The following is a 22,763-nucleotide window of genomic DNA, read 5'->3' on the forward strand; positions in this document are numbered from 1 at the left end:
CTTGGCTGGGCCTTCCGGCTATTCGGCGGGGTAACGCTGGATGCGGTTGCGGCCCTTGTCCTTGGCGGCGTAGAGGGCGTCGTCGGCCAGGGACAGCAGGCGGAACAGGTCGTAGCCGGCCTCCGTCGAGCTGACGATGCCGATGCTGACGCTGAGTTGCCCCGGCTCCTGGAAAGGCAGTTCGGCGAACTCCCGGCGGATGCGCTCGGCCACCTGGGCGCCGGCCTCGTCGTCGGCATCGGCCAGCAGGCAGGCGAACTCCTCGCCGCCGATGCGGCCGAACACGTCCTGCTTGCGCATGCTGCCCACCGCGATACGGCTGAAGGCCACCAGGGCCTCATCGCCGGTGGCGTGCCCGTAGCTGTCATTCAGGCGCTTGAAGTGGTCCAGGTCACAGAGCAGCAGGGCCACCGGCTCGCCACGGTGTTCGCAGCTTTCCAGCAGGTATTCGCCGGTGGTCATGAAGGCACGGCGGTTGCCCACGCCGGTCAGCGGGTCGCAGTAGGCGGCGGCGCGGAACTTCAGCTCGGCGCGCTCCTTGACCATGGCCAGGGTGACGAAGGCAATACCGATGGCGTAGAGCAGCGTTTCGAACACCATCAGGGAGAAGAAGGTGACGCCCTGCCCTCCGACGGTCATGGTCGATTCGAAGGGCATGCCGCGGTCGACGATGATCCGCACGCAGTAGAAGCCCATGTGGAACAGGGTCAGGGCCAGGGCTGGCGCGTAGGCCACTTCCAGGTTCTGGCGGCTGCGCCAGAGCTCAAAGGCGCTGAGGCCGGTGTAGCTGACGGTGATCAGCGAACTGACGGCGATGCGTACGGCGAGGGACTCGTAAAAGGCCGGGTTGAGGCAGAGCAGCGACCAGATCACCGCGCCGGCGCAGATGCCCGGCCAATGGGCCTCGCGACCGGCGAAGACGCGCATGGTGGTCCAGGTCATGGCCGCACTGATGTGCAACACCACGTTGCCCAGCACCAGGGGCAGGAAATCCAGGCCGAGCCCGCGCAGGCTGCCCAGCACCGTGCCGAACACGCCCAGGAGCAAAGCCGCGGACAGGTAGCCGAGCGTCGGCTCGCGGCGCCCCCGGCGCCAGGCGTGGAGCATGAGGATCCCCACCAGGGCGAGGATGTAGATGTCCACCAGCACCAGGGTGGGGACGTTCAATTGCATGGGCCCTCCTCCCATCGCGCGCGGGACGACGAACGGCAGCGGCTGGCGGCGCGTATTGGCATGGTGAGCGGCGCGTACGATACGGGTTCCTGCCATGCACTTTAAGTCGCCCCGAGAGGGGGCGCCAGCGGCATTCCGGACTGTTCTCGGCAGGCCCCGGGGAGTAGAGTCGCCGCCATCGTCTGGCCCATGGATATCCCGATGAACGTCCCTGCCAAACCCCTCGCCGGCCTCAAGGTGATCGAACTCGGCACCCTGATCGCCGGCCCCTTCGCTTCGCGCCTGTGCGCGGAATTCGGTGCCGAAGTCATCAAGATCGAATCCCCCGACGGCGGCGACCCGTTGCGCAAGTGGCGCAAGCTCTACGAGGGCACCTCGCTCTGGTGGTTCGTGCAGGCGCGCAACAAGAAATCGCTGACGCTGAACCTGAAACACCCGGAGGGTCGCGAGATCCTCAAGAAGCTGCTGGCCGAGGCAGACATCCTGATCGAGAACTTCCGCCCCGGTGTGCTGGAAAAGCTCGGCCTGGGCTGGGAGGTGATCCACGCGCTGAACCCGAAGCTGGTCATGGTGCGCCTGTCCGGCTTCGGCCAGAGCGGCCCCTACAAGGACCAGCCGGGCTTCGGCGCGGTGGGCGAGTCCATGGGCGGGCTGCGCTACATCACCGGTTTCGAGGACCGCCCGCCGGTGCGCACCGGCATTTCCATCGGCGACTCCATTGCTGCCCTCTGGGGCGTGATCGGCGCCCTCATGGCGCTGCGCCACCGCGAGGTGAACGGCGGCCAGGGCCAGGTGGTGGACGTGGCGCTCTATGAAGCGGTGTTCGCCATGATGGAAAGCATGGTCCCGGAGTTCGACGTGTTCGGCTTCATCCGCGAACGCACCGGCAACATCATGCCCGGCATCACCCCCTCGTCCATCCATACCGCGGCCGATGGTCGCCACGTGCAGATCGGCGCCAATGGCGACGCCATCTTCAAGCGCTTCATGCTGGCCATCGGCCGCGAGGACCTGGCCAACGACCCGCCCCTGGCCAGCAACGATGGCCGCGACGCACGCCGGGACGAGCTCTATGGTGTCATCGACCGCTGGGTGGGCTCGCTGCCCCTGGACGAGGTACTGGCGACGCTCAACCGCGCCGAGGTGCCGGCCAGCCGCATCTTCTCGGCCGAAGACATGTTCAACGACCCGCAATTCCTCGCCCGGGAGATGTTCCTCTCGGCGAAGCTGCCGGACGGCAAGCCGTTCCGCATGCCTGGCATCGTCCCCAAGCTGTCCGACACCCCGGGCTCCAGCGAATGGATAGGACCGGAACTGGGCGAACACAACGCCGAATTGCTGGCGGGTCTGGGCTACAGCCCCGAGCAGGTGGCGGCGCTGAAGGGGGATGGGGCGATCTGAGCCTGGTCACGAGCGCCGAAATGACCTTCGAGCGAATTCATTCGCGAAAGCAGGCTGGAAGCCTGCCGAAACCCGGGGGCTGCTTCGCAGCCCATTCGCGAATGAATTCGCTCCCACCATGAAGAATCAATCCGCGCGCGGCCCTTGCACAAAAAAGGCCGGCCCCTTGCGGGAGCCGGCCTTCTCGTTTCTGGCACCGGGCTTACAGCGGCTTGCCGCGGTTGCCATGCTGGCTGACGAAGGCCTGGATCTGCTTCAGGTCGTTCGGCAGCACGGTGCAACGCTCCTCGCGCTGGAACAGGTCCGTCAGGTGAGCAGGCAGCGCCGGGGCCTGGCCGACACCGGCCTTCTCCACGGCTTCCGGGAATTTCACCGGGTGGGCCGTGCCCAGGGTCACCATGGGGGTGGCCAGGCTGCGGCGGCACTCGCGGGCAGCGCGGACGCCGATGGCGGTGTGCGGGTCCAGCAGCTCGCCGCAGTCCTTGAAGACTTCGGCGATGGTCTCGCAGGTGGCTTCATCGTCGACCGCCAGGGAATCGAACAGCTTGCGCGCTTCGGTCCAGCGGTCTTCCTCGACGCTGAAACCGCCACCTTGCCTGAAGGTGTCCATCAGGCTGGCGATCGCGGCGCCGTTGCGGCCGTGCAGGTCGAACAGCAGGCGCTCGAAGTTGGACGAGACCATGATGTCCATGGACGGCGACAGGGTCGGGTGCAGGGTGTCCTTGACGTACTGGTTGCCGCTCATGAAGCGGTGCAGGATGTCGTTGCGGTTGGTGGCGACGATCAGTTGGCTGATGGGCAGGCCCATGTTGCGCGCCAGGTAACCGGCGAAGATGTCGCCGAAGTTGCCGGTGGGCACCGAGAAGGCCACGGAACGGGCCGGGCCGCCAAGCTGGATGGCCGCGTGGAAGTAGTAGACGATCTGGGCCATGATCCGCGCCCAGTTGATCGAGTTGACCGCCACCAGACGGGTGCCCTTGAGGAAGCCCTGGTCGGCGAAGCTGGCCTTGACCATCTCCTGGCAGTCGTCGAAGTTCCCTTCCACCGCGATGTTGTGGATGTTGTCGCCGAGGATGGTGGTCATCTGGCGGCGCTGCACTTCGGACACGCGGTTGTGCGGGTGCAGGATGAAGATGTCCACGTTCTCGCAGCGGCGGCAGCCTTCGATGGCGGCCGAGCCGGTGTCGCCGGAGGTGGCGCCCATGATCACCACGCGCTCGCCGCGCTTGACCAGGATGTGGTCGAGCAGGCGGCCGAGCAGCTGCAGGGCGAAATCCTTGAAGGCCAGGGTCGGACCGTGGAACAGCTCCAGCACCCACTCGTTGCCGTTCAGCTGGCGCAGCGGCGCCACGGCGTTGTGGGCGAAGGCGCCGTAGGTTTCCTCGAGGATTTTCTTGAAGTCGGCGTCATCGATGCTGCCGGCAACGAAGGGGCGCATCACTCGGAAGGCCAGTTCGTGGTACGGCAGGCCGGCCCAGGAAGCGATTTCCTCCTGGGTGAAGCGCGGCAGGTTTTCCGGGACGTAGAGGCCGCCGTCGCTGGCCAGGCCAGCCAGCAGCACGTCTTCGAAGTTGAGGGCCGGAGCCTGGCCGCGGGTACTGATATAGCGCATGTCTTGAGACCTTGGTTTCGAGCCGGAGGTGCCGTCGCGCCGCTCCGGGGGATCGCCCCTCCGCGGCCGCGCCGGCGCCTCTCAGCGGCTTAGTTCAGTTGCTCGACGCGGATGCGCACTACGCTGCCTACCACGTCGTCCAGAGCTTCCAGCGCGGCGATGGCGTCGTTGACGCGCGCCTCGACGACCCGGTGGGTAACCAGAATCATCGGCACCAGGCCGTCCTGCTCCTCGACTTCCTTCTGCATGATGGATTCGATGTTGATGCCGCGCTCCGACAGGATGGTCGCGACCTGGGCCAGCACGCCCGGATGGTCCTTGGCCTGGATGCGCAGGTAGTAGGCGCTCTCGCAGGCTTCGATCGGCAGGACCGGGTGGTCGGACAGGGAGTCCGGCTGGAAGGCCAGGTGCGGCACGTGGTTCTCCGGGTCGGTGGTCAGGGCACGGACCACGTCCACCACGTCGGCGACCACGGCGGAAGCGGTGGCTTCCATGCCGGCGCCGGCGCCGTAGTAAAGGGTGCTGCCGGCGGCGTCGCCATTGACCATCACCGCGTTCATCACGCCGTTGACGTTGGCGATCAGGCGGTCGGCCGGAATCAGGGTCGGGTGCACGCGCAGCTCGAAGCCGCTGTCGGTGCGGCGGGCCACGCCCAGGTGCTTGATGCGATAACCCAGGGCCTCGGCGTAGTTGACGTCGGCGCTGGTCAGTTTCGAGATGCCCTCGGTGTAGGCCTTGTCGAACTGCAGCGGGATGCCGAAGGCGATGGACGCGAGGATGGTCAGCTTGTGGGCGGCGTCGATGCCTTCCACGTCGAAGGTCGGGTCAGCCTCGGCGTAGCCCAGGGCCTGGGCTTCCTTCAATACGTCTTCGAAGGCGCGACCTTTCTCGCGCATTTCGGTGAGGATGAAGTTGCCGGTGCCGTTGATGATGCCGGCCAGCCAGTTGATGCGGTTGGCGGAAAGGCCTTCGCGGATTGCCTTGATCACCGGGATACCACCAGCCACGGCGGCTTCGAAGGCGACCATGACGCCCTTCTCGCGGGCCTTGGCGAAGATTTCGTTGCCGTGCACGGCGATCAGCGCCTTGTTTGCGGTGACCACGTGCTTGCCGTTTTCGATGGCCTTGAGCACCAGCTCACGGGCCTGGGTGTAGCCACCGATCAGTTCGATGATGATGTCGATTTCCGGGTTGTCGACCAGCTCGAAGATGTCGGCGGTGATGGGGGTGGCACCGGTTTCACATTTCGGGTTGGGACGACGAGCGGCGATCTGGGCAACTTCGATTCCACGCCCGGCACGGCGGGCAATCTCCTCGGCGTTGCGTTTGAGTACGTTGAAGGTGCCGCCACCGACGGTCCCCAGGCCACAGATGCCTACTTTTACCGGCTTCACGCTGAACTCCCCATCATCACTGCGAAAACGGCCGGGGGTGTCCCGGCCGAGGAAAAGAGCCGCACTTTACGAAGCGGCCGAATATTGGTCAATCGACGCGGACACCTGCTGGAAAAGCGCTTTTACTTGGCCTCCAGGGCAAGTTTGGCCAGCTGCGGTGCCGGCTGATAGCCCGGGATCATCCGGCCGTTGCCGAGCACGATGGCCGGGGTGCCGTTGACGCCGATCAGTTGGCCCAGTTCGAACTGCTTGGCCACCGGGTTGTCGCAGGTGGCCGACGGCAGCTCCTCGCGGGACTTGGCCTTGTTCATGGCGGCCTGGCGGTCCTTGCTGCACCAGACGCTGACCAGGCTGTTGTAGCCGTGGCTGCCGATGCCCTGGCGCGGGAAGGCGACGTAGCGTACTTCGATGCCGCGACGGTTCAGCTCAGGCACTTCGCTGTGCAGCTTCTGGCAGTAGCCGCAGTCGGTGTCGGTGAACACGGTGATATGCGCCTTGGCCGGTTCCTTGGGCGCGAACACCACCATTTCGCTGGAGGGGATGGCATTGATTTCCTTGGCGATGGAACGGCTCTCGGCCTGTTCGGTCAGGTTGACCGGCTTGCCGTTCTGCACGTGATAGAGGTAGCCCTGCATCAGGTACTGGCCGTCGGCACTGGTGTAGAGCATGCGGCCGCCCTTGAGCTGGACCTGGTAGATGCCGGAAATCGGGCTCTCACCGATGGACTCGATGGGCAGGCCGAGCTCCAGGGTGGCGAGGGTCTTGCGGATCGCCTGGTCGGGGTCGTCGGCGAGGCTGACGGTGCTGGCAAGGCCAAGGGCCAGGCCGGCGATGAGACGGGTCACGCGCATGGGTACTCCTGTCGAGCGGCGGACGTGAGGGAACCGCTCAAGCCTACCACAGAAGCCCTGGTGCGCAGACGCCGCGCGCCAGGCGGATCACGTAGGCGACTGGCTGGCGGGGCGTAGGTTTTCGCATGACGGGCGACTGGCGTGATGGTCGGCTTCTGTCTCGGCATCCTTGCCGCCGCTTTGTCGCAGGGCTCACCCACGTGGATGGTGGCGGGCGTGCAGTTCCTGCAGGCGGGCCCGGGCGATGTGGGTATAGATCTGGGTGGTGGAGAGGTCGCTATGGCCGAGCAGCATCTGCACCACCCGCAGGTCGGCGCCGTGATTGAGCAGGTGAGTGGCAAAGGCGTGGCGCAGGGTATGCGGCGACAGCGACTTGCCGATGCCGGCCACCTGGGCCTGGTGTTTGATGCGGTGCCAGAAGGTCTGGCGGGTCATCTGTTCGCCGCGCAGGCTGGGGAAGAGCACGTCGCTGGGCTTGCCATCGAGGAGGAAGGGCCGTGCTTCGCGCTGGTAGCGCTCCAGCCAGGCGATCGCCTCTTCCCCCAGAGGCACCAGGCGCTCCTTGCTGCCCTTGCCAAACACCTTGAGCACGCCCTGCCGCAGGTTGACCTGCTCCAGGCTCAGGCTCACCAGTTCGGTCACGCGCAGGCCGCAGGCGTAGAGCACTTCGAGCATGGCGCGGTCGCGCAGGCCGATGGGGTCGTCCAGGTCCGGCGCCTCCAGCAGCGCTTCCACGTCGGCCTCGGAGAGTGACTTGGGCAGGGGGCGCCCCAGTTGCGGCAGGTCGACCTGAAGGGTCGGGTCTTCGAAAATCAGGTTCTCGCGCAGGAGGAAGCGGTAGAAGCCGCGCAGGCCGGAGAGGAACCGCGCGGTGGAGCGCGCCTTGTAGCCCCGCTCCAGGCGCCAGGCGAGGTGGTCGAGAATCAGGTCGCGTCCGGCCTTGTCCAGGGTGAGGCCGCGCTCGTCGAGCCAGCCGTTGAAGTGCGCGAGGTCGCTGCGGTAGGCGGAGCGGGTATGCTCGGAGAGGCCCTTCTCCAGCCAGAGGGCGTCTAGAAAGCGGTCAATGAGGGGGTGGTCTAGCGCGGGCATGAAAGGCAGCCTTGACTGTAGGTGGCGCTAGTCTTTCATAGCGCTGTATCCGATTCATCCGAAAAGGAATCCCGATGAGCGAACACCACATTCTGCTGGGCCTGGGCGGCATCGGCGCGGCGGCGCTGTTCAGCCAGTGGCTGGCCTGGCGCCTGCGCCTGCCGGCCATCCTCTTCCTGCTGCTGGCCGGCATTCTCGCCGGCCCGGTCACTGGTCTGCTGGACCCGCAGGCACTGTTCGGCCCGCTGCTGTTCCCGCTGATCTCCCTGTCGGTGGCGCTGATCCTCTTCGAAGGCAGCCTGACCCTGCATTTCTCCGAATGGCGAGAGATCGGCACCGTGGTGCGACGCATGGTGACGGTCGGCGCGCTGCTCACCTGGGCGGTGATCGCGCTTGCCGCCCACTGGTTGCTGGGTTTCTCCTGGGAGCTGGCGCTGCTGTTCGGCACCCTGACCCTGGTTACCGGCCCCACGGTGATAGTGCCCATGCTGCGGGTGGTGCGCCCGACCACCTCGATCGCCAATATCCTGCGCTGGGAAGGCATCGTCATCGACCCGATCGGCGCGCTGCTGGCCGTGGTGGTATTCAGCTTCATCGTCAGCCGGGAAGACAGCGGCTGGAGCGCCAGCCTCATCACCTTCGCCAGCGTGATCGCCTGCGGCACCCTGCTGGGCGCCGCGGGCGGCTGGCTGTTCGGCGTGGTGCTGCGGCGCCACTGGCTGCCGGTCTACCTGCAGAACCTCGCCGCCCTGGCGGCGGTCCTGGGGGTGTTCATCACCGCCAACCTGCTGGTGCACGAGTCCGGCCTGCTGGCGGTGACCCTGATGGGGATGTGGCTGGCCAACATGCGCGGGGTGGACGTGCGGCAGATCCTGCACTTCAAGGAAAACCTCAGCGTGCTGCTGATTTCCGGGCTGTTCATCCTCCTCGCCGCGCGCCTGGATTTCGCCGCCCTGCTGGTCATGGGCCCGGCCACCCTGCTGTTGCTCGCGGTGATCCAGTTCGTCGCACGGCCACTCTGCGTTGCCGTCAGTACCTGGGGCTCCTCGCTGAACTGGCGGGAGCGGGCGCTGCTGGCCTGGATCGCCCCCCGCGGCATCGTCGCGGCGGCGGTATCGGCCATCTTTTCCCTGCGCCTGGTGGAGGCCGGCCACGCGCAGGCGCAACTGCTCGTGCCCCTGACCTTCCTGGTGATCATCGGCACCGTGGTCCTGCAAAGCGCCACCGCGCGGCCGCTGGCGCGGTTGCTGAAGGTGGCGGAACCGGCCCCCTCGGGCTTTCTCATCGTCGGTGCCAACGCCGTGGCGCGGGAGGTGGGCAAGGCCCTGCAGAACCTCGGCAATCGCGTGCTGCTGACCGATTCCAGTTGGGAGAACATCCGCGCCGCGCGCATGGACAACCTGCCCACCTACTTCGGCAACCCCGCCTCCCAGCATGCCGAGGCGCACCTGGACCTGGTCGGCCTGGGCCACTTGCTGGCGCTCTCCCCGTCCAGCGAACTCAACGCCCTGGCCTGCATGCACTTTCGCCACGACTTCAGCGCCCAGCGTCGCTTCACCCTGCCCAGCGGTACCGAAAGCCGGCGCAGCGAAAAGCACCGAGCCGGCGATACGGTCCGTGGCCGGCCGCTGGGCAACCAGTCCCTGACCTTCCCGCAGTTCGCCAGCTACCTCGCCAAGGGCGCCGACGTGCGCACCACCACCCTGACCACTGCCTTCGGCTGGGCCGAATACCAGGCGCTGCACGGCGCCCGCGCCACCCTCCTGCTGGCGCGCGATCCGCGCGGCTGGGTGCACCTCGCGGGGCAACCACTGGACTTCGTGCCGGAAAAGGACTGGACCCTGGTGTCTCTGATCGAAACCGAAGCGCAACCGGGTGTTACCGCTGATCGCGCACTGGCGCAAACACAGTGACGGGCGACATGGCCAGCCTATCCTTAGTCGGGTGACAGGACCGGGCCGGCCATGGATGATTTCATCTTGCCACCACCCTCAGCCGGTACCGGACCATGGCCAAGCAAATGAACTCCCGCCTGGGCCAGATCCTTATCAACAAGGGTCTGATCACCGCCCAGCAGTTGGATGTCGCGATCAAGATGCAGCTCACCAGCAAGATGCGGCTGGGTGAAGTACTGATAGCGCAAGGCCTGCTGACCCAGAAGCAATTGACCAAGGCCCTGAAGAAACAGAGCAACCTGCGTCTGGCGGCCACCCTCGTGGCGGCGTTGTTGAGTCCCTTCCAGATGGCCAGCGCCGATATCCAGCGCCAGCAGCCGCCCACCACCATCAGCCGCCAGGAAACCCCACGGGGCCTGCGGCCGCTGACCGATACGGAAATGAGCAACGTCAGCGCCCAGGGGCTGGATGACGTGCTGCAAGGCCTGTTCCTGCAGGCGGAAAGCGGCGATGGGCTGGGGGCTGTGAAGCAGTTGGCCAGGCTGGTGATGCCGGTGCTCGACAGCCTGGATGCGGAGACCTCGATGAGCGACGTGGTCTATGACACCAGCAGGATGACCTCGGTGGTCAACGCGGACGGTTCGGTGAGCCTGCACCTGCCCAGTTCCATCGGCGAATTGCGTTTCGAGAACATCCGTGTCGCCGGAGCACCGCAGAACCAGAGCTTCGGCAGCCTGACGCTGAACAATCTCGACCTGTCCCAGGCCTCGCTCAGGATCAGCATGCGCCCCTGACCGGCGATTCAGGCCGCCGCTTCGGCCGCCTGGGGAAACGCCGGCAGCACCTGCACCGGGCGCTTCTCCTCATCGATGGCGACAAAGCTGAACAGGCCGCTGATGGCTTTCTCGCGCGTGGCGCTGTACATGTCCTCGACGAACACCTCGACCTCCACCTTGAGGCTGGTGTTACCCACCTTCACCACGCGGCCGACCAGTTCGACGATGGAGCCTGCCGGGATCGGATGCTTGAAGTCGATGCGGTCGCTGGAGACGGTCACCAGCGGCAGGCGGCAGAAGCGCGTGGCGGTGATGAAGGACACCTCGTCCATCCAGGCCAGGGCGGTGCCACCGAACAGGGTGTTGTGGTGGTTGGTGCTGGGCGGGAATACCGCCTTGGTTACCCGGCTCTCCGAAAGCTCGGTCCGGCGGAGGATTTCTTGATCTCTGGGGGTCATGCCACTGCTACTCGACATTTAGGGATGGGCGGGGCGTCGCGGGAGGCGGCGCGGCCGCAAAGGTGCGGAATTATCCCACAGCGCTCCCCGCCAGGATTGCAACCAGGATTTCTCACGAAAACGTAGGAAAAATCCTTTAGATCACTGGAAAAGTCCCAAACACAACAACAAAAGTCCAAGCCGATAGTCGGAGTGCGCACGCTGGGATATTTTGCCGCCTCATCAGCATCAGCGGATCGCTGATTTGAACGGCAGGCACGCCTGCGACGATCGGGACAGAACAATGAACCCACACCTGCTGGCCGGAATCGCCCTCATCCTGTTCGCCGGCCCACTGAACGCCTTCGCCACCCCACAGTCGCTGTCGATCCTGAGCCGCCCGATAAACCTCGACGGCGCCATCCAGGCCGCCCAGGAGGACCGTCTGTGGCTGCAGGCAAGAGGCGAACTCAGGCTGGCCATCGGCAACGACCTGCCCCCCTTCGACCTCACGTCCAGCGGGCAGGACTACGAAGGCCTGACCGCCGATGTGGCCGGACTGCTGGCGGAGGTGCTCGGCGTTCCCGTACGCGTGCTGCGCTACCCGGACCGCGACCTGGCCCTGGAGGCCGTGGCACGGGGCGAGGCCGACCTGCTCAGTACAGCGAACGACTTCGAAGCCCAGGACCCACGCCTTGTGCTCAGCCGGACCTACACGCCAGACATGCCGACGCTGGTCAGCCGTCTCGACGATCGCCGCAGCCTGCCCAAGGACCTGTCCGGGGTGCGGGTGGCGGTATCCCGCGACTATCTGCCGCTGGACCGGATCAGTTCACGCTACCCCCAGGCCATAATCAGTGTCCACGCCACCCCACAGGCCGCGCTGCGGGCAGTGGCCATGGATGGGAGCGACATCTACCTGGGCGACATGATCGTCGCCAACTACCTGATCAACCACAGCTTCGCCAACCACCTGCGCATCGCTGGACTCGCCGAGTTGCGCTCCGGCGGATTCGGCCTGGCAATGCGCCGGGAAGAGCATCGGCTGCGTCGAATCCTCGACGACGTGTTGGCGCACGTTTCCTTCGGCGAGCAGTCCGCACTGATCAAGCGCTGGAGCGGTGGCGCATCGCCGGCGCTGTTCCAGCCCGCCCTGCAATTGTCGGCCGAGGAACGGGCCTGGGTGCGGGAGCATCCCGTGGTGCGGGTGGCCACCTATGGCAACTACACGCCGGTCACCTTCTTCGATGGCGAAGGCAGCTATCACGGCATCACGGCCGATGTGCTGGAACAGGTGGCCACCCGCTCCGGGCTGCGCTTCGAGATCATCCGTACCGCCAGCATGGCAGGCATGCTGGAGAGTCTGGAGTCCGGCGCGGCGGATATGATCGGCGCGCTCAGCCCGCGACCGAGCCTGCCGGACAGCATCGCCTTCAGCCGCCCCTACATGAGCGTCAACTTCGTCACCGTCACCCCGCGCAAACCCGATTCGGCGACCAACCTGAGCGCCCTGTCCGGCAAGCGGGTCGCGGTCACCCGCAACTACATCCTGAACGACTACCTGCAGAAGACTTATCCACAACTGACGCTGACTGCTACCGATACCCTGCTGGAGTCCCTCGAACTGGTGGCACGAGGTGGCGCCGAGGCCGCGGTCATGTCTGGCAATGCCGCCGAATACTATGTCCAGCGAATGTTCGCGGAAGAGCTGCGCATCTCCGAACAGATCGACGTCGCCGAACAAAGCATTGCCTTCGCGGTGGACCGCGATAATCCGCTGCTACGCTCGGTGCTCGACAAGGCTCTGGCCGCCATTCCCCCGGATGACCTGGCGGTACTGGTCAACCAGCGCTGGCGCTCCAATGTCGAGGTCAGCAACCAGCCCTGGCGGGACTACCGGCAGATCATCACCCATGTAGTACTGGTCGCCGGGCTCCTGCTGCTGGTTTCCCTGGTCTGGAACGCCTACCTCCGCCACCAGGTCAGGCTGCGTATACAGGCCGAACAGGCCCTTCGCGAACAGGTGCAGTTCATGGAGTCGCTGATCAACGGAACGCCCCACCCCATCTACGTGCGTGACCTGCAGGGAAACCTCCTGCTGTGCAACGACGACTATCTGCGCACCTTCGACCTCGAACGCCAGGCCCTGATCGACCAGCCGCTGCCGGAGCAACTGCTTGGCGAGCCCGCCGAAACCGCGCAATTGCGCGAGGACTACCGGCGGGTGATGGAAGACGGCGTGGCGCTGGAACACGACCGGGAAGTTCACATTCGCGGCCAGCGCCTCACGCTCTACCACTGGCTGCTGCCGTACAAGGACTTCCATGGCAGGGTAAAGGGCGTCATTGGCGGCTGGATCGACATCAGCGAACGCCGCCGACTGATCGACGCACTGCAGGCGGCCAAGGAACACGCCGACCAGGCCAGTCGAGCCAAGAGCACCTTTCTCGCCACCATGAGCCATGAGATCCGCACCCCGATGAACGCCATCATCGGCATGCTCGAGCTCACCCTGAAGCGCGCCGGCCAGGGCAACTTTGACCGCTCGTCCATCGAAGTCGCCTACGACTCGGCGAAGAACCTGCTGGAGCTGATCGGTGACATTCTCGACATCGCGCGCATTGAATCCGGACGCCTCAGCCTGACACCGGTACGCGCCAATCTGCGTGAGCTGGTGGAATCGGTAGTCCGGGTATTCGACGGCGTGGCGCGCCAGAAGGGCCTTGATCTTCGGCTGGAGTTCGACAGCACGGTCGACAGCGACGTACTGATCGACCCAATGCGCTTCAAGCAAATCCTCTCGAACCTGGTGAGCAATGCCATCAAGTTCACTGAGTCCGGCGGCGTTCGTGTCCACGTGACGGGCTCGGGGGGTGAAGGCAATCACCTTGCCCTGCAACTGGACGTGGAGGACAGCGGAATCGGTATTGCCGAAGAGGACCTGCGGCAACTCTTCCAACCCTTCGCGCAGGCCAGCAACATCGACCGGAATGTCATCCGTGGTGCCGGGCTCGGCCTGGTGATCAGCCGAACGCTGTGCGAAATGATGGGCGGCACGCTGGATCTGCACAGCCGACTGGGCGAGGGATCGCGGGTAACGCTGAACCTGAACCTGCAGCGGCTGGATGAATGCCCCAACGTCCCCCAGCCAGCCTGCGAAACCGCGAACCGGGAGCAGCGCCGATTGAACGCGCTGGTCGTCGACGACCATGGGGCCAACCGCGAACTGTTGGTACAGCAACTCACCTTCCTGGGGCATCGGGCGACCAGCGCCGAGAACGGCGCCGAAGCGCTCGTCATCTGGCGAAACGGCTATTTCGACCTGGTCATCAGCGATTGCCATATGCCGAAGATGAACGGCTACCAGTTGGCGCAGCGAATACGCGAACTGGAACGCGCTGAAGGTCGCCCGCGCTGCCGGCTGCTGGGATATACCGCCAACGCTCAGAACGAGGAGCTGGAACGCTGCCTGCAGGCCGGGATGGACGCCTGCCTGTTCAAGCCGGCAAGTCTCTGCGCCCTGAAAGAGCAGTTGGCGGAACTGGAGGCACTGGCCGCCCCAGCGGTCTGCGATCTAGAGGCCCTGAGTCAGATGACTGGCGGCGAGCCACGGCTCAACGCCCACATCATCAATGAACTGCTACGCGCCAACCACCAGGACATTGCCGGATTGCGGGAACTGGCCGGACGATTTGCGCCGCAGGAGGTCGCCGAACTGGCCCACAAGATCAAGGGAGCCGCGAAGATCATCAGGGCGTGGCAACTGATCGAAGCCTGCCAGCAACTGGAGGAGCGCTGCGCCACGCCCCTCAGCCGCACGGAGCTGGAGGCCGGGGCAGAACACGTCGCTCATGCAGTGGAACAGCTGCACAGGACCCTGCGGGAAGCTCTGGGCTCCGAACCCGTCGATAAATGAGACACGAGTTCCCCCGGGGGCCACGGAAGACCATAAAAAAACCCGCCGAGGCGAGCCTGGGCGGGTTTTTCGCTAAAGCTGTGGCAATTAGGCCAGCTTCTCCTTGATACGAGCTGCCTTGCCGGACAGATCGCGGAGGTAGTACAGCTTGGCCTTGCGCACGTCGCCGCGGCGCTTGACGCTCAGGCTGTCAACCAGCGGGGAGTAGGTCTGGAAGGTACGCTCAACGCCTACGCCGTTGGAAATCTTGCGCACGGTGAAAGCACTGTTCAGGCCGCGGTTACGCTTGGCGATGACCACACCTTCGAAGGCCTGCAGACGGGAACGGTCGCCTTCCTTCACTTTCACTTGAACGATTACGGTGTCGCCCGGGGCGAAAGCCGGAATCTCTTTGTTCATTTGTTCAGCTTCGAGTTGCTGAATGATCTTGTTGGTCATCGCTGTGCTCCTAAGACAGGCCTTCTGGGGCGTGCCATCGATACGTTAACTATCGTTCCGCTGGCGGATGTATTCCTCCAGCAGCTTTTTCTCTTCTCCAGAAAGCGAGCGGCAATCCAGAAGATCGGCCCGACGTTCCCAGGTGCGCCCAAGCGCCTGCTGCAAACGCCATCGCCGGATGTGTTCGTGGTTGCCGCTGAGCAGCACCTCAGGAACACGCTTGCCTGCATACAGCTCCGGTCGAGTGTAGTGCGGGCAATCGAGCAGGCCATCCGTAAAGGAGTCCTCCTCGGCGGAGTCCGCGTGGCCCAGCGCGCCGGGCAGCAACCGCGTCACCGCATCGATCAGCACCATGGCCGGCAGCTCACCGCCGGACAGGACGTAGTCGCCAATCGACCATTCCTCATCGACGTGCTCCTCGATGAAGCGTTCGTCGATGCCTTCGTAGCGCCCGGCGATGAGGATCAGTGCCTCTTCGTTCGCCAGCTCGCGCACGGCCGCCTGCTTCAGCTGGCGCCCCTGCGGCGAGAGGTAGATCACCTTCGCCCGCTCCCCCGTCGCTGCCTTGGCTGCCGCCAGGGCCCGTTCCAGGGGCTGGATCTTCATCACCATCCCGGGGCCGCCGCCGAAGGGCCGGTCATCCACTGTCTGGTGGCGGTCCTCGGTGAAGCTCCGCGGGTTCCAGCAGTTGAGCTTGAGCAGCCCCTGCTTCACCGCACGGCTGGTGATGCCGTATTCACTGATGGCGGCAAACATCTCGGGAAAGATGCTGATGACTTCGACCTGCATGCTTTTCATGTCAGGCCCTCAGAAATCAACGTCCCATTCCACCCGAATCTCACCAGCCTCCAAATCGATCGACTGCACGCACTGCTCCGTGTAGGGCAGCAGGCGTTCGCGATCGTCAAGGCTGCCAGCGCAGGGCTTGACCACCATCACGTCGTTGGCGCCGGTCTCAAGGAGGTGATCGATGCGGCCGAGCAGGTGCCCGTCCTGGTTGATCACATTGAGACCTTCCAACTGGTGCCAGTAGAACTCGTCTTCGTCGAGCTCCGGCAGTTCGCTGGCAGGGACGCAGATCTCGAAACCCGCGTAGGTCCGCGCGATCTCGCGATCGACCAACCCTTTCAGCTTCACCACCAGGACCTTGCCGTGCACGCGTCCGCTGGCGACTTCGACCTGCTTTACCTCGTCGTCACGCCTGAGCGTCCAACGGTGGTAATCGAGCACGTTGTCCAGCGGATCGGTGAAGGAGTAGACCTTCACCTCGCCACGTACGCCGTGCACCGAAAAAATCTTGCCGAGAACGATGAGTTCGTCGGCGGCGGCCGGCGTCGTGCTCATAAAAGATGCTTAGGCAGCAGCCTTGGCAGCTTCCTTCAGCAGCTGAGCAACGCGCTCAGACGGCTGGGCGCCCTGGCTCAGCCAGTAGCTGACGCGCTCCTGGTTCACGGACAGCTTGACTTCGGCACCCTGGGCAACGGGGTTGAAGAAGCCAACGCGCTCCACGAAGCGACCGTCGCGCGCATTGCGGCTGTTGGTCACGGTCAGGTGGTAGAAGGGGCGCTTCTTGGAGCCGCCACGGGCAAGACGGATGGTTACCATTGAACTTCGTTCCTATAGTCGGTGCTTTTCAAGCATGGGCCATGGGCCCGAAAGGCCGCATATTTTAAGGATTATGCGGACGAATGCAAATCTCTTTTTGGGGGCCGCCGGTCGGCGGCCCGGGCTCACATCTTCGGCATGCCGCCGGGGAACATGCTCCCCATGCCGCGCATCATCTTGGCCATACCACCCTTGGCGGTGACTTTCTTCATCATCTTCTGCATCTGCTTGTGCTGCTTGATGAGGCGGCCGACGTCCTGCACCTGGGTGCCGGAACCGAGCGCGATGCGCCGCTTGCGCGAGCCGCTGATCATTTCCGGGTCGCGGCGTTCGGCAGGGGTCATGGAGTTGATGATCGCCTCCATCTGCTTGAACTGCTTTTCCGCCGCGTTCTGGGCATTGCCCATCTGCGCCAGGTTGACGCCGCCGAGCATCGGCAGCTTGTCCATCAGGCCGCCGAGGCCGCCCATGTTTTTCATCTGTTGCAGCTGGTCGCGGAAATCTTCGAGGTCGAAGCCCTTGCCCTTCTTGATCTTCTTGGCGAGCTTCTCGGCCTTCTCGCGGTCCATGGTCTGCTCGGCCTGCTCGATCAGGCTGAGCACGTCACCCATGCCGAGGATGCGCGAGGCGACGCGGTCCGGGTGGAAGGGGTCGAGGGCTTCGGTCTTCTCGCCCATGCCGAGGAACTTGATCGGTTTGCCGGTGATGGCGCGCACGGAAAGCGCAGCACCGCCACGGGCGTCACCGTCGACCTTGGTCAGCACCACGCCGGTCAGCGGCAGGGCATCGTTGAAGGCTTTGGCGGTATTGGCGGCGTCCTGGCCGGTCATGGCGTCGACCACGAACAGGGTTTCCACCGGCTTGATGGCGGCGTGGACCTGCTTGATCTCGTCCATCATCTCGGCGTCGACGTGCAGGCGACCGGCGGTGTCGACGATGACGACGTCGATGAACTTCAGCTTGGCTTCACGGATTGCCGCCTGGGCGATATCCACCGGCTTCTGGCTGGTGTCGGACGGGAAGAAGGTGACACCAATGTCGTTGGCCAGGGTTTCCAGCTGCTTGATCGCCGCCGGGCGGTAAACGTCCGCGGACACCACCAGCACCGTCTTCTTCTTGCGCTCCTTGAGGAAGCGCGACAGCTTGCCCACGGTGGTGGTCTTGCCCGCGCCCTGCAGGCCGGCCATCAGGATCACCGCCGGCGGCGCAGCGTTCAGCGCCAGGTCCTCGTTGGCGGCGCCCATCAGCTCCACCAGTTCAGCCTGGACGATCTTCACGAACGCCTGGCCCGGAGTCAGGCTCTTGGACACTTCGGTACCGACCGCCCGGTCCTTGATCCTGTTGACGAAGTCCTTCACCACCGGCAGGGCGACGTCGGCCTCGAGCAGGGCCATGCGCACTTCACGCAGGGTGTCCTTGATGTTGTCCTCGGTCAGCTTGGCCTTGCCGGTGACATGGCGCAGCGTCTGCGAGAGGCGATCTGTAAGGTTTTCGAACATGCGCGGACCTATTCGGCTCGATACGGGCGCCACTGGACCTGGGCGGCCGCGGGGCGGCGGGTAAATAGCGCGCCATTCTAGGTTCTTTTGCGGTGCAGGGGAATTCCGTCCGGCGCCGAGTCTCTGGCCGATGGCGATCGGCTCGCCGATGTTCACGGCTGGCCCCGCCTCGCGCGGACCGGAGGGAAGCGACGGCCCATCAGCGTTCCGGGGACGACGGCTTTATGCAGGCCGCGGTCTGTGCCACACTCACGACCTTTCGGGCTTGCCTTACAAGGACTTATGCACCCTCTGCTGCTCAGCCTCCTGGCCGCATTCCTCTATGTGAGCACCACTGGTTATCAGGCCCTTCGCCTCAGCCAGCGCACCTTGCCGGACAAACGCCTGCTGATCCTCGGCAGCGGCCTGGCGTTGCTCGCCCATTGCGCCGCGCTCTTTCTCCAGTTGCTGACCCCGGCGGGGCTCTACCTGGACTTCTTCAACGCCGCCAGCCTGATTGCCGCCGCGGTGATCCTGCTGACCCTCCTGGCCGTCGCGCGGATTCCCATCGAGAACCTGCTGCTCCTGCTGCTGCCCCTGGGCACCCTGACGGTCCTGGCCGCGGCGGTCGGCCCGGGCGGCACGTCCCAGGCCATCAACGAAGAGCCCGGCATCCTCGCGCACATCCTGCTGTCCATCCTCGCCTACGGCCTGCTGACCATGGCGGTGTTCCAGGCCTTGCTGCTGCTGCTGCAGGACCACCAGCTCAAGCACAAGCACCCCTCCGGACTGATCAAGAACTTCCCGGCCCTGCAGACCATGGAAAGCCTGCTGTTCGGCTTCCTCGGAGCCGGCTGGTGCCTGCTGTCCCTGTCGCTGATCTCCGGCTGGGTGTTCGTCGACAACCTGTTCGCCCAACACCTGGCGCACAAGACCATCCTGTCCTGCATCGCCTGGGTGGTTTTCGGTGTACTGCTGTGGGGCCGCCACCAACTCGGCTGGCGCGGGCACAAGGCGATTCGCTGGACCCTGGCCGGTTTCTGCCTGCTGATGCTGGCGTACTTCGGCAGCAAGCTGGTCCGCGAATTCATTCTCCACATCTGACACTCGCCCATGCACGGACTGCTCGCCGGCCTGCTCCTTGGAATCACCGTCTCCCTGGTGGCCGGCGCGATAGTCGCCTGGCTCACGACCCGCCGCCGCCACGGCGTGGAAATCCAACCGCAGTCGCGCCTGCCGGTGGCGCTGACCGACGCGCTGCAGCGCGTCGCCATCAGCTCCATCATGATTCCCCGCAGCGAGATCCAGGGCATCGACCTGGACGCTACCCCCGACGCACTCCTCGACCAGTTGCAGAACGCCACCCACACGCGCCTGCCGCTCTACCGCGACGACATCAACCAGATCGAGGGCATCCTCCACCTGCGCCAGCTGCCGCGGCTCCTGGCCGAAGGCCCACCCAGCGCCGAGCGTCTGTTGGCGGTGAGCCGGGAAACCTACTTCGTGCCGGAAAGCACGCCGCTGTTGACCCAGCTGGTGAACTTCCAGAAACAGAAACGCCGCCTCGGCATAGTGGTCGACGAGTATGGTGACGTGGTCGGCCTGGTCAGCCTGGAAGATATTTTCCAGGAGCTGGTGGGCGAATTCGGCAGCCTGGAAGACTTTGCGCCCAATCCCGGCATCCAGACCCGCGACGACGGGCGCTACGAACTGGACGGCGCCTTGCACCTGCGCGAGCTGAACCGGGTGCTCGGCTGGCACCTGCCCTGCGACGGCCCGAAAACCCTCAATGGCCTGATCACCGAGGCCCTGGAACAGATCCCTGACTGCAGCGTCTGCCTGAAGGTCGGCCCCTATCGGCTGGAAATCCTCCAGTCCGGCGAAAACCGCGTGCAGCGCGTGCTGGCCTGGCGCGCGGAACTGACGCCAAGGGCCTGAGCCCAACAGCTACCCCATCTATTGGATGCCTGCGCCCTCAGACGCTGAGGCCTAGCACCGAATCCGCCGTTTCTCGCGGCTGCATTGCCCCGGCGGCGAGCCAGTCCGCCAATGCCTCGCCCCAGATGCGATAGCCCAGCAGTGACGGATGATAGCCATCCAGCGCGAGGAACTCCGCGCGCATTTCCAGGCGGGTGGCGCAGCAACCCAGCCCTTCGCGCGCCGCCAGTTCTTTCAACTGCCCATCCAGCAAGCGCGCGCGCCAGCCGAGCAACTGCCGCAACAGCCAGGGTAAGGCACTGAAATGCTGCAGCGGCGGCACCCCGGCCAGCACGACATGGGCTCCGCGCTGGACGAAATGACGGGCCAGCCCCTGCAAAGAGGCCCGCCAGCTTCGGCTGGAACTGAAGTGGGTGGTGTCGTTGACGCCGAACACCAGCAACACCAGGTCGACGGGCGCCTCCGCCACCCGGGGCAACAGGCGCTCCAGCGCCTCGTGGGCGGTGATGCCGTTCTCACCACAGGCACGCCAGGCCACCGGCCGCCCCAGTCGCGAGGCCAGGGCGCCGGCCAGTTGCCCGGCCAGGGCAAAATCGAGGCAGGAAGCGCCGACACCGGCGACGGTGGATTCACCGATCAGGAGAAGACGCAAGGGTTCACCCTCGAACCCGGCGCCCGCCAGCCCGCTTTCGGGCCCGGCAGCGGGCGCCAGGCGCAGGGCGGTGCGACGGGTATGCAGGGCCATGGGCAATGCCAGGGGTAGCAGCGGCAGTGCGACTGCCCACCAGCACAACCCGGCCAGGCGGTTCACAGCAGAACGTCGACCGCCTGGGCCGAACGGGTCGCCTTGGCCCGCGCCAAGTCGGTGGATTCGTCCCGCGCCAGGGCCACGCCCATGCGGCGCTGGCCGTCCACCTCGGGCTTGCCGAACAGGCGCAGCGCGGTATCCGGCTCGGAGAGGGCGGCGCCCAGGTTGCCGAAACTGACCTGGGCGGACGTGCCTTCGACCAGAATCACCGCCGAAGCGGAAGGGCCCGCCTGGCGAATGGCCGGGATCGGCAGGCCGAGGATGGCCCGCGCGTGCAGGGCGAACTCGGAGAGGTCCTGGGAGATCAGGGTCACCAGGCCGGTGTCGTGGGGACGCGGCGATACTTCGCTGAACCACACCTGGTCACCCTTGATGAACAGCTCGACGCCGAACAGGCCACGGCCGCCCAGAGCCTCGGTCACCGCCTGGGCGATGCGCTCGGATTCGGCCAGGGCCTTCGGGCTCATGGCCTGGGGCTGCCAGGACTCGTGATAGTCGCCTTTTACCTGGCGGTGGCCAATCGGGGCGCAGAAGCTGGTGCCGCCGATGTGGCGCACGGTGAGCAGGGTGATTTCGTAGTCGAAATCGATGAAGCCCTCGACTATCACCCGGCCCTTGCCGGCGCGGCCGCCCTCCTGGGCGTAGTCCCAGGCGGCCTTGAGGTCGGCGTCGGACTTCAGCACCGACTGCCCCTTGCCGGAGGAACTCATGATCGGCTTGACCACGCAGGGATAGCCGACGCTGGCCACGGCGGCGCTGTAGGCCTCGAAGGTGTCGGCGAAGTGATAGGGCGAGGTGGGCAGCCCCAGTTCCTCGGCGGCGAGGCGGCGAATGCCTTCGCGGTTCATGGTCAGCTGGGCGGCACGGGCGGTGGGTACCACGGTGAACCCTTCCGCTTCCAACTCGACCAGCGTGGCGGTGGCGATGGCCTCGATTTCCGGCACGATGTAGTGCGGTTTTTCCTGCTCGATCACCGCACGCAGGGCGGCGCCGTCGAGCATGCTGATCACGTGGCTGCGATGGGCCACTTGCATGGCCGGGGCATCGGCGTAGCGGTCGACGGCGATCACTTCGCAGCCGAGGCGCTGCAACTCGATCACCACTTCCTTGCCAAGCTCGCCGGAGCCGCACAGCAGTACACGGGTCGCGCTGGGCGACAAGGGGGTTCCAATACGGGGCATGTCGTGTCCTCGGGAAGTGTCAGGAAGCCTGGGGCGGGGTGGCGATGAACAGGCCGCTGGCCTTGGCCCGTTCGAAGCAGCGGGCCAGGACTTCGCGGCGCTCGGCATTGTCCATGCGACCCCAGCGGGTGATTTCATCGGCGCTGCGCTGGCAGCCGCTGCAGATGTCGTGGTCGTCCAGCACGCAGACCTGCACGCAGGGCGAGCGAACGGGGCGTTCGGTGTTCATCAGTCGTCCTGTTCCACCAGGTCGCGGGCATAGCGCTGGGCGTTGTGCACGTAGTGGGCGGCGCTGGCTTCGAGCATCTTTTTCTGTTGTTCGGTCAGCTCGCGCACCACCTTGCCGGGGGAGCCCATGACCAGCGAGCCATCGGGGATTTCCTTGCCTTCGGGAATCAGCGCGTTGGCGCCGATGATGCAGTACTTGCCGATCTTCGCGCCGTTGAGCACCACGGCGTTGATGCCGATCAGGCTGAAGTCGCCCACCGAGCAGCCATGCAGCATGGCATTGTGGCCGATGGTCACGGAGTGGCCGATGGTCAGCGGGTAGCCCATGTCGGTGTGCATCACGGTGCCGTCCTGGACGTTGCTGTTCTCGCCGATGTGGATCAGCTCGTTGTCGCCACGCAGCACTGCGCCGAACCAGACGTTGGCGCCGGCGTCGAGGCGGACCTTGCCCACCAGGGTGGCGTTGGGGGCGGCCCAACTGTCGGGATGGGCTTCGACCTGGGCGGTTCCAAGGCGGTATTTCATCAGGCGCTCCTCGAACGG

Annotated in this window: 21 protein-coding genes; 6 read left to right on the forward strand and 15 right to left on the reverse strand. The window is 65.3% G+C overall.

Translation table 11 applies throughout. The features are described 5' to 3' along the window. Positions 1-18 precede the first annotated feature (18 nt). Positions 19-1,173, reverse strand: coding sequence for a GGDEF domain-containing protein (locus PJW05_RS21600; protein ID WP_271408996.1), 1,155 nt, complete (start codon positions 1,171-1,173; stop codon positions 19-21). Between the two features lie 201 nt (positions 1,174-1,374). On the opposite strand from PJW05_RS21600, the gene PJW05_RS21605 reads away from it, so the two are divergent. Then, positions 1,375-2,574 (forward strand): CaiB/BaiF CoA transferase family protein, encoded by a 1,200-nt coding sequence (locus PJW05_RS21605; protein ID WP_271408997.1) that lies wholly within the window; start codon positions 1,375-1,377, stop codon positions 2,572-2,574. A gap of 202 nt (positions 2,575-2,776) precedes the next feature. On the opposite strand, the gene thrC is transcribed toward PJW05_RS21605, so the two are convergent. The 4 genes from thrC to xerD form a co-directional block, all read right to left on the reverse strand. Continuing rightward, the gene (thrC, locus tag PJW05_RS21610; protein WP_271408998.1) at positions 2,777-4,186 is read right to left on the reverse strand and encodes a threonine synthase; all 1,410 of its coding nucleotides are present in this window, start codon (positions 4,184-4,186) and stop codon (positions 2,777-2,779) included. A gap of 89 nt (positions 4,187-4,275) precedes the next feature. Next, the gene (locus PJW05_RS21615; protein WP_271408999.1) at positions 4,276-5,580 is read right to left on the reverse strand and encodes a homoserine dehydrogenase; all 1,305 of its coding nucleotides are present in this window, start codon (positions 5,578-5,580) and stop codon (positions 4,276-4,278) included. A gap of 122 nt (positions 5,581-5,702) precedes the next feature. Next, positions 5,703-6,431 (reverse strand): disulfide isomerase DsbC N-terminal domain-containing protein, encoded by a 729-nt coding sequence (locus tag PJW05_RS21620; protein ID WP_271409000.1) that lies wholly within the window; start codon positions 6,429-6,431, stop codon positions 5,703-5,705. 192 nt (positions 6,432-6,623) lie between these two features. Then, a complete protein-coding gene (gene xerD, locus PJW05_RS21625) occupies positions 6,624-7,520 on the reverse strand; it encodes a site-specific tyrosine recombinase XerD (protein ID WP_271409001.1) in 897 nt (298 codons plus the stop codon). Between the two features lie 74 nt (positions 7,521-7,594). Here xerD and PJW05_RS21630 point away from each other — a divergent pair, with 74 nt between their 5' ends. Continuing rightward, a complete protein-coding gene (locus PJW05_RS21630; RefSeq protein ID WP_271409002.1) occupies positions 7,595-9,433 on the forward strand; it encodes a cation:proton antiporter in 1,839 nt (612 codons plus the stop codon). A 95-nt stretch (positions 9,434-9,528) separates the two neighbouring features. Continuing rightward, complete coding sequence (locus PJW05_RS21635; RefSeq protein ID WP_271409003.1) at positions 9,529-10,209, forward strand: hypothetical protein; 681 nt, start codon at positions 9,529-9,531, stop codon at positions 10,207-10,209. Positions 10,210-10,217: 8 nt separating this feature from the next. Here the strand turns inward: PJW05_RS21635 and PJW05_RS21640 are convergent, their stop codons facing one another. Then, on the reverse strand, positions 10,218-10,649 hold the full coding sequence (locus PJW05_RS21640; protein ID WP_271409004.1) for an acyl-CoA thioesterase: 432 nt from the start codon (positions 10,647-10,649) through the stop codon (positions 10,218-10,220). A 283-nt stretch (positions 10,650-10,932) separates the two neighbouring features. On the opposite strand from PJW05_RS21640, the gene PJW05_RS21645 reads away from it, so the two are divergent. Then, positions 10,933-14,544, forward strand: coding sequence for an ATP-binding protein (locus PJW05_RS21645; protein ID WP_271409005.1), 3,612 nt, complete (start codon positions 10,933-10,935; stop codon positions 14,542-14,544). Positions 14,545-14,631: 87 nt separating this feature from the next. Here the strand turns inward: PJW05_RS21645 and rplS are convergent, their stop codons facing one another. The 5 genes from rplS to ffh all read right to left on the reverse strand — a co-directional run bounded on the left by rplS (position 14,632) and on the right by ffh (position 18,086). Beyond that, positions 14,632-14,982, reverse strand: a complete 351-nt coding sequence (rplS, locus tag PJW05_RS21650; RefSeq protein ID WP_028630298.1) for a 50S ribosomal protein L19 — start codon at positions 14,980-14,982, stop codon at positions 14,632-14,634. Positions 14,983-15,027: 45 nt separating this feature from the next. Then, on the reverse strand, positions 15,028-15,780 hold the full coding sequence (gene trmD, locus PJW05_RS21655; RefSeq protein ID WP_271409006.1) for a tRNA (guanosine(37)-N1)-methyltransferase TrmD: 753 nt from the start codon (positions 15,778-15,780) through the stop codon (positions 15,028-15,030). Positions 15,781-15,789: 9 nt separating this feature from the next. Further along, on the reverse strand, positions 15,790-16,326 hold the full coding sequence (gene rimM, locus PJW05_RS21660) for a ribosome maturation factor RimM (protein WP_271409007.1): 537 nt from the start codon (positions 16,324-16,326) through the stop codon (positions 15,790-15,792). A gap of 9 nt (positions 16,327-16,335) precedes the next feature. After that, on the reverse strand, positions 16,336-16,587 hold the full coding sequence (gene rpsP / locus PJW05_RS21665) for a 30S ribosomal protein S16 (RefSeq protein WP_069085410.1): 252 nt from the start codon (positions 16,585-16,587) through the stop codon (positions 16,336-16,338). 125 nt (positions 16,588-16,712) lie between these two features. After that, positions 16,713-18,086 carry a signal recognition particle protein gene (gene ffh / locus PJW05_RS21670; protein ID WP_271409008.1) on the reverse strand — a complete coding sequence of 458 codons (1,374 nt, stop codon included), beginning with the start codon at positions 18,084-18,086 and terminating at the stop codon, positions 16,713-16,715. Between the two features lie 282 nt (positions 18,087-18,368). Here ffh and PJW05_RS21675 point away from each other — a divergent pair, with 282 nt between their 5' ends. Further along, the gene (locus tag PJW05_RS21675) at positions 18,369-19,169 is read left to right on the forward strand and encodes a cytochrome C assembly family protein (protein ID WP_271409009.1); all 801 of its coding nucleotides are present in this window, start codon (positions 18,369-18,371) and stop codon (positions 19,167-19,169) included. A gap of 9 nt (positions 19,170-19,178) precedes the next feature. Further along, entirely contained in the window at positions 19,179-20,003 is an 825-nt protein-coding gene (locus PJW05_RS21680; RefSeq protein ID WP_271409010.1) for a transporter associated domain-containing protein, read from the forward strand. Between the two features lie 37 nt (positions 20,004-20,040). On the opposite strand, the gene PJW05_RS21685 is transcribed toward PJW05_RS21680, so the two are convergent. From PJW05_RS21685 to PJW05_RS21700, 4 genes are read right to left on the reverse strand one after another with little or no spacing between them, the layout of a single operon-like run. Beyond that, positions 20,041-20,814, reverse strand: a complete 774-nt coding sequence (locus PJW05_RS21685) for an SGNH/GDSL hydrolase family protein (protein ID WP_271409011.1) — start codon at positions 20,812-20,814, stop codon at positions 20,041-20,043. Beyond that, positions 20,811-21,992: a formate-dependent phosphoribosylglycinamide formyltransferase gene (purT, locus tag PJW05_RS21690; protein WP_271409012.1), complete on the reverse strand. Its 1,182-nt coding sequence runs from the start codon at positions 21,990-21,992 to the stop codon at positions 20,811-20,813. Before purT ends, PJW05_RS21685 begins: the two co-directional genes overlap by 4 nt. 19 nt (positions 21,993-22,011) lie before the next feature. Continuing rightward, entirely contained in the window at positions 22,012-22,221 is a 210-nt protein-coding gene (locus PJW05_RS21695; RefSeq protein ID WP_271409013.1) for a DUF1289 domain-containing protein, read from the reverse strand. Next, positions 22,221-22,745: a gamma carbonic anhydrase family protein gene (locus PJW05_RS21700; RefSeq protein WP_271409014.1), complete on the reverse strand. Its 525-nt coding sequence runs from the start codon at positions 22,743-22,745 to the stop codon at positions 22,221-22,223. The genes PJW05_RS21695 and PJW05_RS21700 overlap by 1 nt, the downstream gene beginning before the upstream one ends. Positions 22,746-22,763 lie beyond the last annotated feature (18 nt).

The sequence above is a fragment of the Pseudomonas sp. Q1-7 genome, from assembly GCF_028010285.1.
Taxonomy (GTDB): domain Bacteria; phylum Pseudomonadota; class Gammaproteobacteria; order Pseudomonadales; family Pseudomonadaceae; genus Metapseudomonas.